This window comes from Pseudomonas sp. St316, assembly GCF_018325905.1.
GTDB lineage: Bacteria > Pseudomonadota > Gammaproteobacteria > Pseudomonadales > Pseudomonadaceae > Aquipseudomonas.
In genome coordinates, this window is sequence record NZ_AP021901.1 from 4,397,755 (window position 1) to 4,413,743 (window position 15,989).

Genomic DNA, 15,989 nt, shown 5'->3' on the forward strand with positions numbered 1-15,989 from the left:
CACATGCTCCTGCAACACGTTGGTGCCGCTTCACACGACGACCCCGAATTCGGTGCACCGAGCCTGACCAAAAGGACAGGAAAAAAATCTGAACCCCATGCATTTCAAGCCACTGCGGAAATTTGGTACGAGATGTGCAAACGTTTGCGCAATCGATCATACCCTGCGGATCGACTGTTTTTTTCAACCACGGAACACGGGCCTCGGCCCGCACGAACAAGGACTTTCCATGCACTTCACTTCCCGGTGTCTCGCCACATCCGGCGCATTGGCAACCGCCCTGCTACTGACCGCCGTTACCGGACTACTCAGCACCACAGCCCAAGCCCAAACCACCGAGACGTCCGCCCAGGGCGAAGCCCTCAGCCCGGAGGCTACCCCTTCGAAAAAGGGTGCCTACCTGTCGGACTGGTACAACCAGGACCTGACGATCATTGGCAGCAAGGACATCAGCTTCGGCCCGCAACCGGTCGACGATGTCTATCTGGAATATGAGTATTTCGGACGCAAAGGGCCCTTCGAGCTCTATGGCTACGTCGACATTCCAAAGATCTTCGACATTGGCAACAGTCACGACAAAGGTGTGTGGGACCACGGCTCCCCCGTGTTCATGGAGCACGAACCGCGTATTTCCATCGACTACCTGGCCGGCCGCAGCCTGGCCATCGGACCGTTCAAGGAATGGTATGTGGCGTTCGACTGGATCTACGATCACGGCAGCAACAGCGCCAATCGCGCGAACACCTTGTACAGCGGCCTGGGCACCGACATCGACACTCACTCGAGGGTCAACCTGTCAGCCAACTTCTATGGCCGTTATCAGTGGGAAAACTATGGCGCCAGCAATGAATATTCCTGGGACGGCTACCGCGCCCAACTCAAGTACATCGTTCCGATCAGCCAGTTCGGCAATGGCGCCTCGCTGACCTACATTGGCTTCACCAACTTCGATTTCGGTTCGGACCTGCACAAGGACAACCCCGCCCGAACGGCCAATGCCTCAGTCGCCACCAACGTCTTGCTGTATTCGTTCACGCACCTGCGCTTTACGCTGGTGGGCCGTTACTTCCACAACGGCGGCAACTGGCAGGACGGCAGTGAGCTTAACTTTGGCGATGGCAACTTCCGCGCCCGCTCCGACGGCTGGGGATACTACGCCGGGGTTGGCTATCAATTCTGAGCAAACCGTAGCAGCACACTTCGAATCCATGGAGGTCACGAATACATGATCAATCGCCTGTCTACTTCAATCGGCCTGGCCTGCACGGCTCTATTCTGCTCGACCGCCGGAGCCGCGCCGCCGCTTCAACCCAAAGTGATGCTGATCACGATGTTCGCCCCCGAGGCGCAGAACTGGATTGATCGCCTGCAGCTCAAGGAGCAAATCCGCGTACCGGGGCTGTCCGCCGAATACCCGACGATCCGTTGCAATGCCGAGCGGGTCTGCCTGCTGATCACCGGCATGGGCCAGACCAACGCCGCAGCTTCGACCCTCGCCCTGGCGCTCTCCCCCACCGTCGACCTGCGCAAAAGCTATTTCCTGGTGGCCGGGATCGCCGGCATCAACCCGCACCACGGCACGCTTGGCACAACCGCCTGGGCCCATTACCTGGTGGAGTTCGGTACCCAATGGGAGCTGGATTCGCGGGATGTGCCCAAGGACTGGCCCACCGGCTACCTGGGCATCAACACCAAGGGGCCGAACGAAAAGCCGCCGCTGGACTACAAGACGGAAGTCTTCGAACTCAACCCGGCCCTGCAGGCCAAGGCCTTTGCCCTCAGCCAGAAGGTGACCTTGGCGGAAAGCAAGGAGTCAGCCGCCTGGCGTTTGAAATATCCGTATGCACCGGCCAACCAGCCGCCGGTGGTGACCCGCTGCGACACCCTGGCCGGCAACACCTGGTTCTCCGGTACGCGCCTGAGCGAGCGCGCCGAAGTCTGGACGCGCCTGCTCACCGATAACAAAGGCGTCTACTGCACCACCCAACAGGAAGACAACTCAACCTACGAGGCCTTGCTACGGGCCAGTCGCGAAGGTCGGGTGGACATCAACCGGCTGGCAGTGCTGCGGGCCGGGTCCGACTTCGACCGCCCCGAGCCCGGCGGCAACGAAGTGGACAACCTGCTCAAATACGCCGACCAGGGCGCGTTTGTCCCTGCGTTGGAAAACCTCTTCCGCACCGGCAACCCGGTGGTGCAGGACATTGTGAAGAACTGGTCGGTGTGGAAAAGCGGGGTGCCTGACCTGTGATCTGTCCAAGCCCATGCCACAGGAAGTCTTCAGCAGTGACTGAGCTAATCTCTATGGCTCACTCGATGGAATTTTCCATTCCTGGCAGGATCACTTGAACATCCACCGAGCGCCCCAGGAGACCGCCGATGCCCCTCACCCCTGCTGCCGACAGCACTCATTTCTATTACGGCCTGGACACGCTGTTTGGGCACCAGACCAAAAATGTCGCTTGCCTGTTCGACGTCAAACGCTTGGACGACGATGAACCGCCATGGTTTGTGCTGCACGCACACCCACCGCTGCCCGACGACCTGGCTAAAGCCCAGATCGTAGTGTTCAGCGCCGAAGGCCGGCAAATCAGTGGCATCGTCCGCAGCACCGAGCGCCTGGACGATGGCAGCCTGCGGCTGAACGTCGAACCCGACTGAGACCTTCAGGCCTGTCGTGCATTGCTGCGATACATGAACACCAGCGCCAAGGCCAGGCAGGCCATGGCCAGGATCCGGCTACCGGACAACTCGATGGCCGGGTTGTCCAGCCAGCCGAAGTTGTCGATCAGCATGCCCATGCCCAATTGCCCGACGATCACCGCCACCGTCGCCACGCCAGTCCCCACCCTCGGCACCGCACCTACCATCACCATCATGTAGACGACGCCGAACAACGCACCGCTGAGCTGCCATTTCGGCACATCCAACAAGGTGACCGCGTGAGCCGGTTCGAAAAATACGATCAACAACCCGGTGGTCACCGTGCCCACCGTAAACGTCAGCAGACTGCTGCGCAGCACACCGACCGTCTGGCCCAGGCGGCCGTTGATAGCGGCCTGCACACTCAGCACTGCACCCGCAGCGACGACCACCAGCAATAAAATAAACAGACTCATAGTCAACCTCGGGCAATCAGGACAAGGGCCACGACTATCAGCGCCAACGCCAGCCAACGTTCGCCATTGACCCGCTTGCGGCTCGCACCGAACCAGCCGAAATGGTCGATCAGGACACTTTTGCCCACCTGACCGGAAAGGATCGCGACCATGGTCATGGCGATACCGATGTGGGGCGTGGCGAGCGTCAGCACCATCACGTAGACGGGACCCAGAAAACCGCCGATCAGCTGCCAGCGCGGCAGTTCATTCAGGGCCGGGCCTTGTTGCCGACCGCTGAGCAGTAACAGCAGGAAGAGAATCGCCGAGCCGACGCCAAAGATGCTCAGGGTGGCCCACAAATGCCCGACCTGGACACCAAGCGGCCCCAGCAGGCCGGCCTCTACCGACAAGCCCATGCCGGCCAGGATCACCAGGGGTAGCAATAGCCAGCGCAAGAACGACCGCGGTTGGGTAGCCGTCACCGGACTGGCCGCGTTCAATGAGGAAACCTGCATGGTCAGAACCTGTTTGGAAAAGGAAGGCCGGCATTATCGGCTGGTGCCTCTGTGCGATAAATGGGAATATCCAGACAACACTTTTGCGCAATACGCACAGGACAGTCGCCCATGCACGGCCTCAATGAACTCGGCTTCAAGGCGCTTCGCTTGTTTGTCGCGGTACTCGATCACGGCAGTTTTTCGGAGGTGGCCCGGCGCGAAGGTCTCGCCCCGTCATCGATTTCCCGACAGATCCAACTGATGGAGCAGGCCCTGAACCAGCAATTGCTTTATAGGCACACCCGCGCCGTGTCCCCCACCGAAGCCGGCCGCCTGCTGGGGCATCATGCGCGGCTGCTACTGGTGCAATTGGAGGAGGCCGAACAAGCCTTGCAGGAACAGCACAGCGAGCCCTCCGGGCTGGTACGGATCAACGCCCCAGTGGTCTTCGGCCAGCGCCACCTGACGCCGTGGCTGGGCCAGTTGTGCGAACGCTACCCAAAGCTGCAATTGGAGATCCAGCAGACTGACAGTTACGTCGACCCTCTGCAGGAAGGCGCCGACCTGCTGTTTCGTATCGGCCCGTTGCATGACTCAGGCATGCAGGCGCGGGTCCTCGCCCCCCATCGTTTCCAGATCGCAGCCAGCCCCGCTTATCTGGCTCGCCACGGCGCGCCGCTCAAACCCCAGGACCTGGCAGCCCATCAATGCCTGGCCTACAAAGGCGTGACCGGTCAGCAGCGCTGGTTCTTCCGCCGCCCAGGCCAGGCCTGGACGCCCTACAGCGTCAAGGGCCCGATCACCGGCAACCACGCCGACACCTTGACCCAGGCCGCCGAACAAGGCCTGGGGTTGGTGATGTTTCCGTCCTGGCTGATCGGCGAAGCACTGCGCAATGGCACGCTGGTCCCGGTACTGCAGGATTACCAGGCCTCCAACAGCCTCGAACCCCAACAGATCGCCATTCTCTGGCCGGGCAGCCGACGCCTGTCGGTGAAGGTCCGCACGGTCATCGATTTCTTCCTGGAGTGTTTTGGCGAGGTGCCCTACTGGGATCGCTGACCGCGGCGTGTCACCGGTCAGAAACAGCAACGCTTGCCATCTTCGAACGCAAGGGTCTGGCCGGGCGTTTCTGCGCGCTGGAATCAAGTGCAGCGCCCATGGGATGATCAGCCCCCGAGCACGACTCTCCGTGGAGCGTTTCAATGTCATTGCTGAGTAAACACGCCACCGCCCTGTTGCTGGCGGCCATCGCCAGCCTGGTCGTGGTACCTGCCCCTGCGGCCCCGGCCAAAACCGCTGGCGATGCGCCGGCACAGAAGATTTCGATGCTGGGTGGCAAGCTCACCTTCACCCTGCCCAAGGGTTTCACGGCGACGCCGCTGCCCGCCGGTGAACAGACCCAGGGCACGGCCGGGGCAACGGGCACGATGTACAGCAATGCCACCCGTAAAACCGTGGTGATCACGGCTGAGAACACCATCGTCAACGGCGTGAATGTGAAGGACAACGACAATGCCTTTCTCGATACGACCTTCGCCGACTTCGCCGTTCAGAAAACCAAGACCCTGCCGGACGCCAAGATCCTCGGCGAAAAAAGCCTGACCCAGAAAGGCACCGGCCTGGGACTGCGCCAGCTCGACACCAGCGCCACCCAGGGCGGCGGGCCAACCCTGGACACCACGTTGATAGGTGCCTCCGGCACGCGAATGGCCGTGGTGCAGATCATCTCCCGGGCCAGTGACAAAACCGGTCATGAAACATTGGTGAAACAGATCGCCAGCGGTCAGTAATAAGCACCCTGTGGGAGCCGAGCTGCTCGCGATGGCGTCGGCACACCCAACCTTGATGCAAGCTGACCCACCGCAATCGCGAGCAAGCTCAGCTCCCACAGGGTCTACAAATGCCGGTCAAATGTGGGAGCCTAGCTTGCTCGCGATGGCGTCGGCACATCCTGGCATTGATGCAAACTGACCCACCGCAATCGCGAGCAAGCTCAGCTCCCACAGGGTCCACAAACGCCGGTCAAATGTGGGAGCCTAGCTTGCTCGCGATGGCGTCGGCACATCCTGGCATTGATGCAAACTGACCCACCGCAATCGCGAGCAAGCTCAGCTCCCACAGGGTCACAAACGCCGGTCAAATGTGGGAGCCTAGCTTGCTCGCGATGGCGTCGGCACATCCTGGCATTGATGCAAACTGACCCACCGCAATCGCGAGCAAGCTCAGCTCCCACAGGGTCTACAAACGCTGGTCAAATGTGGGAGCCTAGCTCAGCTCCCGCAGGGACTTACGGTGATCAGGGATTGAGCCGTTCCAGCCAGGCGCGCAGGTCCTGCACTTCCAGGGCGCTGATGCTGTGGCCGACGCCCGGGTAGGCATGAAATTCCGGTTCCAGTGCCAGGGTCTTCAGGAAGGTGTTGGCTTCGGTGCCGTCGTGGTAGGGAATGATCGGGTCTGCCGTGCCATGGCCGATGAACACCGCCAGTGTCCGTCGCGACTCGTCGGGGGTCAGTTCCGCCCGCAGTATCGACAGGACCCGCCCTCCCATCGCGGCAATACCGCCGACGGCTTCAGGGTGTCGCAAGGCCACTTCGTAGCTCATCATCGCCCCTTGGCTGAAACCCACCAGGTAGACATTACTCGCGTCGGTCGGGTACTTGGCCCGGGCTTTCTCGATGAAGTCCAGCAGCACCTGGCCGCTGGCTTTCAGGTCTGAGATGTCACCGTCATAAGCACCCTCGCCCTTTTTGGCGAACCACTGGTAACGGTCCTGCTCCATGCTCTTGGGCGCCCGTACCGAGAGGTAGTTGTAATGCCGGGGCAGCGCGTCCTTGAGTTCGAACAAGTCCTGCTCGTTACTGCCGGAACCGTGCAGGAAGATCACCAGCGGCCGGTTCCGGGCCTGCTCATCGGCCTGGGCCAGGTAGTTGAGCGGCAAGTCCGTGTGCAGCGAGGGTTGGGCCTGCAACCCGGACGAGACCAGTAACAGAAACAGGGCGAGCGCTTTAAACATCAATCTTCCTCCATCGTTCGATAGCCACACGGCAAGAAGCGTGCGGTGAGGTAGACAGCACTTATCAGTCGTTGATCAATTTCCCCATGCGAATCGGCTCACGCCCGGCGACTTTCGCCTGCCAGATCCCCGGCTGGGTGTAGCGCCCGCGGTCCAGGGCAAACAGCACGCCGCAGGTGCCAGCCCGCACGGTAGTGACCCGATCACTCAATGGATCGACCACTTCGAACAGCGGATCGCCGCGCTCCACCCATTCGCCAGCCTCACGCAGAAAGCTCACCACGCCATGGTGCGGCGCAAACAGGTACTCCGTGCCTTCGAACGGAAAGCCTTCACAGCACTGCGCCGGCGTGGGCGGCCAATCCCCGCCAATGAAACCTTGCTCGGCGAGGAACCCGAGGATGGCTTCGCAATTGGCCTGGGCCTGTTCCACCCGGGTGTCGCCCATGCTGCCCAGTTCCAGCGTCGTCGCCAGGTTGGCCGGTGGGATCGCCGCAGTGGGAAAGGCCTTAGCCAGGCGTAGCCAAGGCGTGGAGCAGGACTCGTCGAACGAACTGCCGCCCGAATCCTCGCACAGCAACGCCACACCGGCCTTCAAGCGTGCGGCCAGGGAACGCCATTGCGGCCACTGTTGCGGCAAGGCATACAAATGGATCGCGGCCTCGAAATCGCAATGCAGGTCCAGGGTGATATCGGCGTCGCAGGCATGGCGCAGCAGCAGGCGATGCAGCGCTTCAAGTTGCGAAGGCGGCGCCGGCAGGTCGTCGAGAACCTGGGCCATGGTCTGGCGGATCAAGGTGATATTGGCGGCCGGGTCATCACCCAGGCGATCACCGATGCGTTGCGCCACCGGTGCACTGAGTTCCACGAAAGAGCGGTTGAAATTCTTGCCGCTGCCCAGTTCGAAACGCCCCATGTGGGCGCTTTGCAGGTGTTGATCCAGGCCGATGGGATTGGCCACCGGCACCAGCTCGATCACCCCTTTGAGCAGGCCTTGCGCCTCGAGGTCGTTGAGCCGCTGCTTCAGCTCCCAGGCGGTACGCATGCCCGGCAGTTCGTCGGCGTGCAGGCTGGCCTGGATGTACGCCTTGCGCGGGCCATGGCCGTAACGAAACACACTGAGCCGGCGCTCGGTGCCCAGGTGGCTCCACGGCAGGGTATGGTCGATGCGTTGCATGAAACCTCCGAATGACTAGGCGTAGGAGCTGTCGAGCGAAGCGAGGCTGCGATGTTTTGATCTTTCGCCCTGGACGCAACTGGCGGTGGAAAGATCGCAGCCTCGCTTCGCTCGACAGCTCCTACAGCAGCTCCTACCGATTAATGCCCGTAGACATCAAAGGCGAAGTATTTGTCCTGCACCTTCTTGTACGTGCCATTGGCGCGGATTTCGGTGATGGCCGCGTTGAACTGATCGGCCAGGACCTTATCGCCCTTGCGCACCGCGATGCCGGCACCGCCGCCGAAGTATTTGGCGTCTTCGTAAGTCGGGCCTACGAAGACGAAGCCTTTGCCGGCGTCGGTTTTCAGGAAACCTTCGTCGAGGTTGACCGAGTCGGCCAGCATGGCGTCGAGGCGACCGGCAACCATGTCCAGGTTGGCTTCCTGCTGGGAGCCGTAGCGCACCAGGTTGATACCGGCGGGCACCAGCACTTCAGTGGCGAAACGGTCATGGGTACTGGCACGCAGCACGCCGACTTTCTTGCCCTTGAGCTCGGTCAGCGGGTCCTTGACCTCGGCGCCTTCCTTCATCACGAAACGCGCTGGGGTGTGGTAGTACTTGATGGTGAAATCGACGTTTTTCTTGCGATCGTCGGTGATGGTCATGGACGACAGGATCGCATCGATTTTCTTCACTTTCAGTGCCGGAATCAGGCCGTCGAATTCCTGCTCGACCCAGGTGCACTTGACCTTCATCTGCTCACAGAGCGCATCACCGATATCGACATCGAAGCCGGTCAGCTTGCCGTCGGGTGTTTTCATCGAAAAAGGCGGGTAACCGGCTTCGATCCCGAGGCGGATCGGCTTGGCGTCTTCGGCCATGGCCGACAGGGACAGTACGGACAGTGCCAGGGCACCGAACATGGCTAGCTTCTTCATTTTCGCTCCTGAGTGTGCAGGGTATTTTATTGATCGTTATGGGCAGATTCGTAGGCAGCGTTCGGTCAGCAAAAACCGAAGTGGCCGGGAGTCTAGAGGGGCACTCAGGAGGGGAATTATGTTGAGGCGACAAATAGTTATGAAAACAGCCAGGTGCGTCCGGTGGTCACGGGATTTGCGAAAAACCTGACAGGCAAACACCCCTGTTGCAAAAGAGGCTGCGATCTTTCCCCAGACACTTGAGTCCCAAGCGCAAGATCAAAAAATCGCAGGCTCCTACAGAGCCCAGCCAGAGCAATCTCTGACCACAAAAGCCTGGTTGCAGGAGAGCATCAGCAGTCGCAGCTGATCGCCTCATCCGCCATGCGTTCCACTGTGCCGCTCAGGCGAAAGCCTTCATCGAGCCAGCCCATGACGCCGCCGATCATTTCCTTGACCGGGTATCCCAACGTTGCCAGACGCACTGCCGCCTTGTTCGCGCCATTGCAATGCGGGCCGGCGCAATACACCACGAACAGGGTGGTCTTGGCATAGGCGGCCAGTGCCTGGGCGGTAAGCGTACGAGTTGGCAGGTTGATCGCCCCGGGTACGTGGCCACGTTCGTAGGCCAGGGGTCCGCGTACATCCACCAGCACAAAATCGATGTTGCCGACCTGTTGGCTGGCATGAACGTCGGAACAATCGGTTTCGAATGTCAGGCGACGGCTGAAATGCTGCAGGGCGATATCGGAGGGGGCAGCAGGCACTTCGCGAACCAGGCTGGTCATGGGCGTGTACTCCAAGATAGATAAGGCGTGAAGAGACTTTATCCCCTCGGGGCTTACCGCTACAGTGGCGCACAAGACACTCTGTGGGAATTTTCCGCCAAATGCAGTTTACCCCTGGTCTGGTCGCGATCCTCGCCTACGACGGCCTGTGCACTTTCGAATTCGGTGTCGCCGTCGAGATCTTCGGATTGGAGCGACCGGAATTCGATTTTCCCTGGTACGCGCATCGGATCGTCGCCGTCGATGACGGCCCGATGCGCGCCATGGGCGGCTTCCAGGTATTGGCCGATGGCGGCATGGAACTGCTCGAAACCGCCCGGACCATTGTCGTGCCAGGCTGGCGCAACCGCAGCGAGCCACCGTCCCAGGCGTTGCTCGAGGCACTGCGCAGGGCCCATGCCCGGGGTGCGCGCCTGCTGTCGATCTGCTCCGGTGCCTTCGTACTCGCCGCCGCCGGGCTGCTCGATGGCCTGGGCGCCACGACTCATTGGCGCTACACCGACGAACTGGCCGCAAGCTTTCCCGCCGTGCGGGTGGACCCGGATGTGCTGTACGTGGATTCAGGACAGGTCATCACCTCGGCGGGCAGCGCCGCCGGTATCGATGCCTGCCTGCACCTGGTGGCACGGGACTATGGCGTCCAGGTCGCCAACTCCGTGGCACGCCGGCTAGTGATGTCGCCGCAACGTACGGGCGGCCAGGCGCAGTTCATTCCCTCACCGGTCAGCCGCACGCCACGCAGCGACCTGTCGAGTGTCATGCAATGGGCTCGCGAACGCCTGCACGAACCCCTCGGCGTGCGCGAACTGGCCAGCCAGGCGGCCATGAGCGAACGCACTTTCCTGCGCCATTTCACCCAGGCCTGCGGTGTGTCGCCCAAGGCCTGGCTGCAACATGAACGCCTGGCCCGGGCCCGCGAGTTGCTGGAAAGCACCGGGGACAACACCGACAACATCGCGCAACTGTGTGGCTACCGCTCGGTGGAAAGCTTTCGCGTGGCGTTTCGCAGCGTCGTGGGGTTGGCGCCGTCGGTGTATCGAGAGCGGTTTGGGCGCGGGTAAGTAGCCCATTGGTGATGGACTGTCGAACGCTGCTGTGGCGAGGGGATGTGGGAGCAAAGCTTGCTCGCGAAACGGGCGCCTGGATTTCTGGAAGACCGCATTGCCTGAATCGCGGGCAAGCCTTGCTCCCACATTCCTTGAAGCCACAGGGTTAACCATGTCCCCGGACCAAACAGTTGATGTGCAAGCATCATTGAGGCTTACGCAACAAATACGTATCCATGATCCAGCCATTGGCCTTTCGCGCGGCCTTGCGGGTGCGCTCGATGTCATCGGCCACGTCCCCCAGGCGGCCGGCGATAAGGATTTCATCCGGCGTCCCCACATAGGCTCCCCAGTAGATGTGCGTATCGGGATCGCTCACCTGGCGATAGGCGTCCTCGGCATCGAGCATTACCACCACACTCGTCGCGTCGCCCACCTGCCCCGCCGCCAACCGGCGTCCGGTGGTGATTTCCAGCGAACCGCCAATGCTGTTCAACGGCACTTTATGCCGGGCGGCCAGGGCCTGGACGCTGGTGATGCCGGGGATCACCTCAAACTCGAAGGCGCAGCGGCCCGCGTCGAGGATCGACTGCAGGATGCGCACGGTACTGTCGTACAACGCCGGATCGCCCCACACCAGAAAACCACCCCGTTGACCGTCGGACAGCTCTTCATTGATCAAGCGTTCGAAGGTGGCCTGTTTAGCCCGGTTCAACGCTTCGACGCTGTCCTGGTAGTCCAGGCCGCCGCGTTGGCGCTCCGGGCTGTAGGATTCGACGAAACGGTAGGTGCGATCAACGATGTAGCGCCGACAGACTTCGCGCCGCAGGTCCAACAGTTTGTCCTTGGCCGGCCCCTTGTCCATGAGGAAGACCACGTCCAAGCGGTTCAAGGCTTTCACTGCCTGCATCGTCAGTTGGTCCGGATCGCCGGCCCCAATGCCAATGACTGACAACGTCTTCATCGCGGCGACTCCTGGCCAGGCCCTTGGGTGCGCAATCGCCATACGCCGTTGAAACGCAATTCGAGAGTGGACAACGGTTCAATGTCGATCCGGTTGAATGTAGCGGCCGGGCAACCCAAGACATTCACCAGGGCTGCGCGGATCACGAAGGGGTGGGTGACGGCCAGCAGATGTCCTGGCCGGGTTTCCAGACTGGCCAGCCAATCCCCGACACGGCGACACAACTGAGCGACAGATTCACCACCATGGGGGGCCGCCTCGACATCATCGAGCCAACTCTGCAGGGCTTGCGGTTCAGCCTGGAGCAACTCATCGATGGACAACCCGCGCCAACGTCCCAGATCGCAATCGGCCAGGGCCTGGTCCTGCTCGGGCTCGTCGCCGAACAGGGCGGCGGTCTGGCGCGTGCGCAGTTCCGGCCCGCACAGCAATTGCCGGACATTTCGGTAGCGGCGGTCGACCTGCGCGCGGTGTGCCAGCCAGTCGGCGTCCAGCGGTTCGTCCAGGCCAAAACGCGCCTGCTTCTGGGCGGCGGTGCGGGCGTGGCAGATCAGGGTCAGACGAGTGGCTTGCACACTGGACTCTCAGGCAATCGAAAGGGGCGCATGGGTGGGATATTCATGCTTTTAGTTGTACAGCACCTTATACGAAATCAAATAAGTGAGACAAAAAGGCGTTATGTCCGACATCGTCAGAAGCATCGACTGACATACTTGGTCTACCCGGCCGGAACCAACTCCTACAAGGGTTTCGCACAATATTGGAGCATTTTAAACGGAACGTAAAAACCACTGGACATGTAGCACCAGCTACATAAATACTGTTTTCAGGAGTTATGAAAGAAATTCAACACCCATCTGGCAAGGAGCACGGATGCCACCCCTCAGAGACCTGATCACCGATCCTGGCTTGGTTTTGACGCCATCGGAACGCAAGGTCGTCCGTGCCCTGCTCGATCACTACCCACGCAACGGCCTCGGTCCGATGTCGCGCCTGGCAGACCATGCCGGCGTCAGCGACCCGACCATCGTTCGGCTAGTGAAAAAACTCGGGTTTGGCGGTTATGCCGAATTCCAGGATGCCCTGCTCAGTGACATGGACCATCGCCTGCGCTCCCCCCGCACCCTGTTGAAACCGCGGGCCAAATTGCAGCAAGGCGATACCTGGAGCCAATACCTGGCCTCCAGTCAGCGCCACCTCATCGACACCCAGGCCCTGACCCAACCCGAAGACGTGCGCATTCTCGTGCAATGGCTGCTCGACAGCCGCCACCAGGTGCATTGCTTCGGTGGGCGTTTCAGCAGCTTCCTGGCCCACTACCTGCTCAACCATTTGCGGCTGTTGCGCGCGGGCTGTTTCGCCCTGGACGACAACGCCCAACTGCCTGACCGGCTATTCGACGTGCAACGCCAGGATGTGGTGCTGATCTTCGATTACCGTCGCTACCAGGCCCAGGCCCTGCGCGTGGCCAGCGCGGCCAAGGAGCGCCACGCCCGGGTCGTGCTGTTCAGCGACGTCTACGCGTCGCCATTGCGCGAACTGGCCGACCTGATCATCAGCGCCCCGGTGGAATCGATCTCGGCCTTCGACAGCCTGGTGCCGGCGCTGGCCCAGGTCGAGGCGCTGATTGCCTGCCTGACCCTGCAATGCCCCGAGCTGGCCGAACGCCTGGAAGGCATCGATGCCTTGCGCACGGAATTCAACACGCACCTGTTGGAGGAAAAATAAGGATGTTCTCGCTCCCTCACCGCTCGCCCCGGGATTTGCCGTTCACCTGCCAGCACACGGCCTTGCTGCTGGTAGACATGCAACGCGCCTGGCTGGAACCGCAATTCGATGCCCACCTGCACACCCGCGAGGCCGAGTATTTCATCCAGCGGGCCCGCCAGCAGGTCATCCCCAACCAGCAGCGTTTGCTCAACGCGATGCGCGAAGGGCAGCACAACGTGTTGCACACCCACATCGAAAGCCTCACCGCCGATGGCCGCGACCGATCCCTGGATCACAAGCTGTCGGACATGCACCTGCCCAAGGGCAGCCCCGAGGCGCAAATCATTGCCGAACTGGCGCCGCTGGAAAACGAGGTTGTGCTGCCCAAGACCTCCTCCGGGGTTTTCAATTCCACCAACATCGACTACGTGCTGCGCAACCTGCAGACCCGCCACTTGATCGTTGCCGGCATCGTCACCGACCAGTGCGTCGACATGGCCGTGCGCGACGCCGCCGATCGCGGCTACCTGGTCACGCTGGTGGAAGATGCCTGTGCCACCTACACCGAACAACGACACCTGGCGTGCCTGAACGCGATCAAGGGCTACTGCTGGATCACCGATACCAACACCGTGCTCGCGCGCTTGCAGGAGATGCAGCCATGAGCCGCCTCGATCCCGCCGCCGTCCTCGCCCCGCTGCCCGTCACGACCCTGGTGACCACCGACCTGATCGGCGTGACCCGTGGGCGCTCGTTTCCCAGTGATGAATTGCCCCACTACGTCACCGCCGGTTGTGGCTGGGTGCCGGCCAACAGCGCGCTGACGCCCCAGGACATCATCGCTTCGGCCAACCCCTGGGGTGCTTATGGCGACCTGCGGCTGGTGCCTGACTTGTCCAGCCGGGTGACCGTCAACAACGGCCCCGACGCCCGGGCGCCCGTCCTCGACTTCATCCATTGCGACGTACGCGAGACCGATGGCCGGCCCTGGAGCGCCTGCCCGCGCACGCTGTTGCAGGACGAAGTGGAGCGTTATCGCACCGAACTGGGCTTGCAGGTTTTCGCTGCGTTCGAGCATGAATTCAACCTGGTTGCCACACCTGCGCAGCCTGATCGCCTGGCCTTCAGCCTTCAGGCCCAGCGCCAGCAGGCCGAATTCGCCGGGTGGTTGCTCAGTGCCCTGCGGGCTGGCGGTGTCGAGCCGGAAATGTTCCTGCCGGAATATGGCCAGCATCAATACGAAATAACCTGCCGCCCGACTTTAGGCGTAGCCGCCGCCGACCGGGCCGTGAACGTACGGGAAATCACCCGCGAGATCGGCCGGCAAATGGGCCTGGACGTGAGCTTCGCGCCCAAGACCGCGGAACACGCCGTGTGCAACGGTGTGCATTTGCACCTGAGCCTGCAAGACCTGAGCGCCGACCCGGTGCTGCATGACGCCGCCAGCAGCAACGGCTTGTCCAGCCTCGGCCAGCATTGGGCCGCGGGTGTGCTGCATTATCTGCCTGCACTGTGTGCGCTGACTGCGCCGACGCCGGTGTCCTACGAGCGCCTGCAACCGCATCACTGGAGCGCATCCTATGCGTGCCTGGGACAGCGCAACCGCGAAGCGGCGCTGCGCATCTGCCCGACCGTGAGCCTGAGCGGCAAACCGCTGGCGAACCAGTACAACCTGGAGTTCCGCGCCATGGACGCCACCGCCTCGCCGCACCTGGCGATGGCGGCGCTATTGATTGCCGGTCGACTGGGCATCCAGCAACAACTGGCATTGAACGCTGTCACTGATGAAGTACCCGATGAGCTGGATGAAGCACAACGTCGTGCCCGTGGCATTATCGCCCTGCCGACGACCCTGGCCCAGGCACTGGACTGCCTGCGCCACAGCGGGGCGCTGCTCGAGACCCTGCCCGGCCCGCTGGTCGAAACCTACTTCGCCTTGAAGGCCCAGGAGCTGGCCTTGACCCAGGCGCTGTCACCTGCCGAGCGTTGTGAGCACTATGCGCGAATCTATTGAGTGTGCTGAATCGGGCCTCTACACCAGGCCACCCTACCGACTGGTTCGGGAGGACTCCGAACACCCGGTGCTGCTGGTGTGCGAACACGCCAGTCGCTACATTCCCGATGCGCTGAACGACCTGGGGCTGGATGAAACCGCGTCTCAGGAGCACATAGCCTGGGACATCGGTGCCCTGGCCTTGGCTGAACGCCTGTCCGAAACCCTCGGCGCAACGTTGCTGTCGGCCAATTACTCACGGCTGTTGATCGACCTCAACCGCCCGCTGCATGTGCCCGACAGCATTCCGGCCCAGAGCGAGATCTACCAGGTTCCGGGTAACCATGCCCTGGACGAAACCACTCGCGAATATCGCCAGCAGCGCCTGTTCCATCCCTTCCATGATCGGTTGCAGGCGTTGATCGACCAGCGCCTGGCCGCCAACCGACCGGTGCGCGTGGTGGGCATCCACAGTTTCACCCCGGTGTTCTATGGCCAGCCGCGGGCCCTGGAAGCGGGCGTGCTGTTCGGCGAAGCCAAGGAGTACGCCCAGCGCATCGTCGACGGGCTGGGCCGGCATTCACTGCGAGCGGCGGGCAACCAGCCCTACAAGATCAACCCCTTGACCGACATGACGGTGCCGGTGCACGGCGATGGCCGCGGCCTGGATTCGGTGTTGATCGAAGTACGCAACGACCAACTGCGCAGCCCCGAGGCGGTGCGGACCTGGAGCGCCTACCTGGCGCCCCTGCTGTAGCGCGGCAGCGGCAAGTTTCCAGCAACAGACAGCAAGCAAAA

General features: G+C 61.8%; 18 protein-coding genes. 10 read left to right on the plus strand and 8 right to left on the minus strand.

Features of this window, described 5'->3' with window-relative positions; genetic code table 11:
• Window positions 1–229 precede the first annotated feature (229 nt).
• From KI237_RS19360 to KI237_RS19370, 3 genes are all read left to right on the plus strand, one after another.
• Window positions 230–1,180 (plus strand): nucleoside-specific channel-forming protein Tsx, encoded by a 951-nt coding sequence (locus tag KI237_RS19360; protein WP_212796614.1) that lies wholly within the window; start codon window positions 230–232, stop codon window positions 1,178–1,180.
• A 45-nt stretch (window positions 1,181–1,225) separates the two neighbouring features.
• Complete coding sequence (locus tag KI237_RS19365) at window positions 1,226–2,251, plus strand: purine-nucleoside phosphorylase (protein ID WP_212796615.1); 1,026 nt, start codon at window positions 1,226–1,228, stop codon at window positions 2,249–2,251.
• 128 nt (window positions 2,252–2,379) lie between these two features.
• Window positions 2,380–2,661 carry a hypothetical protein gene (locus KI237_RS19370; protein WP_212796616.1) on the plus strand — a complete coding sequence of 94 codons (282 nt, stop codon included), beginning with the start codon at window positions 2,380–2,382 and terminating at the stop codon, window positions 2,659–2,661.
• A 5-nt stretch (window positions 2,662–2,666) separates the two neighbouring features.
• On the opposite strand, the gene KI237_RS19375 is transcribed toward KI237_RS19370, so the two are convergent.
• Both KI237_RS19375 and KI237_RS19380 read right to left on the minus strand, forming a co-directional pair.
• The gene (locus tag KI237_RS19375; protein ID WP_212796617.1) at window positions 2,667–3,119 is read right to left on the minus strand and encodes a DMT family transporter; all 453 of its coding nucleotides are present in this window, start codon (window positions 3,117–3,119) and stop codon (window positions 2,667–2,669) included.
• A gap of 2 nt (window positions 3,120–3,121) precedes the next feature.
• Complete coding sequence (locus tag KI237_RS19380) at window positions 3,122–3,616, minus strand: DMT family transporter (protein WP_212796618.1); 495 nt, start codon at window positions 3,614–3,616, stop codon at window positions 3,122–3,124.
• 111 nt (window positions 3,617–3,727) lie between these two features.
• Between KI237_RS19380 and KI237_RS19385 the strand changes: the two genes are divergently transcribed.
• Window positions 3,728–4,660: a LysR family transcriptional regulator gene (locus KI237_RS19385; protein ID WP_135844635.1), complete on the plus strand. Its 933-nt coding sequence runs from the start codon at window positions 3,728–3,730 to the stop codon at window positions 4,658–4,660.
• Between the two features lie 143 nt (window positions 4,661–4,803).
• Complete coding sequence (locus KI237_RS19390; RefSeq protein WP_212796619.1) at window positions 4,804–5,391, plus strand: DcrB/PsbP domain-containing protein; 588 nt, start codon at window positions 4,804–4,806, stop codon at window positions 5,389–5,391.
• 506 nt (window positions 5,392–5,897) lie between these two features.
• Here KI237_RS19390 and KI237_RS19395 read toward each other — a convergent pair.
• From KI237_RS19395 to KI237_RS19410, 4 genes are all read right to left on the minus strand, one after another.
• Window positions 5,898–6,614, minus strand: a complete 717-nt coding sequence (locus tag KI237_RS19395; RefSeq protein WP_212796620.1) for an alpha/beta hydrolase — start codon at window positions 6,612–6,614, stop codon at window positions 5,898–5,900.
• A gap of 64 nt (window positions 6,615–6,678) precedes the next feature.
• Entirely contained in the window at window positions 6,679–7,791 is a 1,113-nt protein-coding gene (locus KI237_RS19400; RefSeq protein ID WP_212796621.1) for a succinylglutamate desuccinylase/aspartoacylase family protein, read from the minus strand.
• Between the two features lie 140 nt (window positions 7,792–7,931).
• The gene (gene aotJ, locus KI237_RS19405; RefSeq protein WP_212796622.1) at window positions 7,932–8,711 is read right to left on the minus strand and encodes an L-arginine-binding protein AotJ; all 780 of its coding nucleotides are present in this window, start codon (window positions 8,709–8,711) and stop codon (window positions 7,932–7,934) included.
• 332 nt (window positions 8,712–9,043) lie between these two features.
• Window positions 9,044–9,478 carry a rhodanese-like domain-containing protein gene (locus KI237_RS19410; protein ID WP_212796623.1) on the minus strand — a complete coding sequence of 145 codons (435 nt, stop codon included), beginning with the start codon at window positions 9,476–9,478 and terminating at the stop codon, window positions 9,044–9,046.
• 101 nt (window positions 9,479–9,579) lie between these two features.
• Here KI237_RS19410 and ftrA point away from each other — a divergent pair, with 101 nt between their 5' ends.
• Window positions 9,580–10,539, plus strand: coding sequence for a transcriptional regulator FtrA (gene ftrA / locus KI237_RS19415; protein ID WP_212796624.1), 960 nt, complete (start codon window positions 9,580–9,582; stop codon window positions 10,537–10,539).
• A 190-nt stretch (window positions 10,540–10,729) separates the two neighbouring features.
• Here ftrA and cobF read toward each other — a convergent pair whose 3' ends face one another.
• Both cobF and KI237_RS19425 read right to left on the minus strand, forming a co-directional pair.
• Complete coding sequence (gene cobF / locus KI237_RS19420) at window positions 10,730–11,488, minus strand: precorrin-6A synthase (deacetylating) (RefSeq protein ID WP_212796625.1); 759 nt, start codon at window positions 11,486–11,488, stop codon at window positions 10,730–10,732.
• Window positions 11,485–12,063, minus strand: a complete 579-nt coding sequence (locus KI237_RS19425; RefSeq protein WP_212796626.1) for a histidine phosphatase family protein — start codon at window positions 12,061–12,063, stop codon at window positions 11,485–11,487. Before KI237_RS19425 ends, cobF begins: the two co-directional genes overlap by 4 nt.
• A 298-nt stretch (window positions 12,064–12,361) precedes the next feature.
• Between KI237_RS19425 and KI237_RS19430 the strand changes: the two genes are divergently transcribed.
• From KI237_RS19430 to KI237_RS19445, 4 genes are read left to right on the plus strand one after another with little or no spacing between them, the layout of a single operon-like run.
• On the plus strand, window positions 12,362–13,216 hold the full coding sequence (locus KI237_RS19430) for a MurR/RpiR family transcriptional regulator (protein ID WP_212796627.1): 855 nt from the start codon (window positions 12,362–12,364) through the stop codon (window positions 13,214–13,216).
• 2 nt (window positions 13,217–13,218) lie between these two features.
• Complete coding sequence (locus KI237_RS19435; protein WP_212796628.1) at window positions 13,219–13,863, plus strand: cysteine hydrolase family protein; 645 nt, start codon at window positions 13,219–13,221, stop codon at window positions 13,861–13,863.
• Window positions 13,860–15,212: a type I glutamate--ammonia ligase gene (locus KI237_RS19440; protein WP_212796629.1), complete on the plus strand. Its 1,353-nt coding sequence runs from the start codon at window positions 13,860–13,862 to the stop codon at window positions 15,210–15,212. Before KI237_RS19435 ends, KI237_RS19440 begins: the two co-directional genes overlap by 4 nt.
• Window positions 15,196–15,948 carry an N-formylglutamate amidohydrolase gene (locus KI237_RS19445; RefSeq protein ID WP_212796630.1) on the plus strand — a complete coding sequence of 251 codons (753 nt, stop codon included), beginning with the start codon at window positions 15,196–15,198 and terminating at the stop codon, window positions 15,946–15,948. Before KI237_RS19440 ends, KI237_RS19445 begins: the two co-directional genes overlap by 17 nt.
• Window positions 15,949–15,989 lie beyond the last annotated feature (41 nt).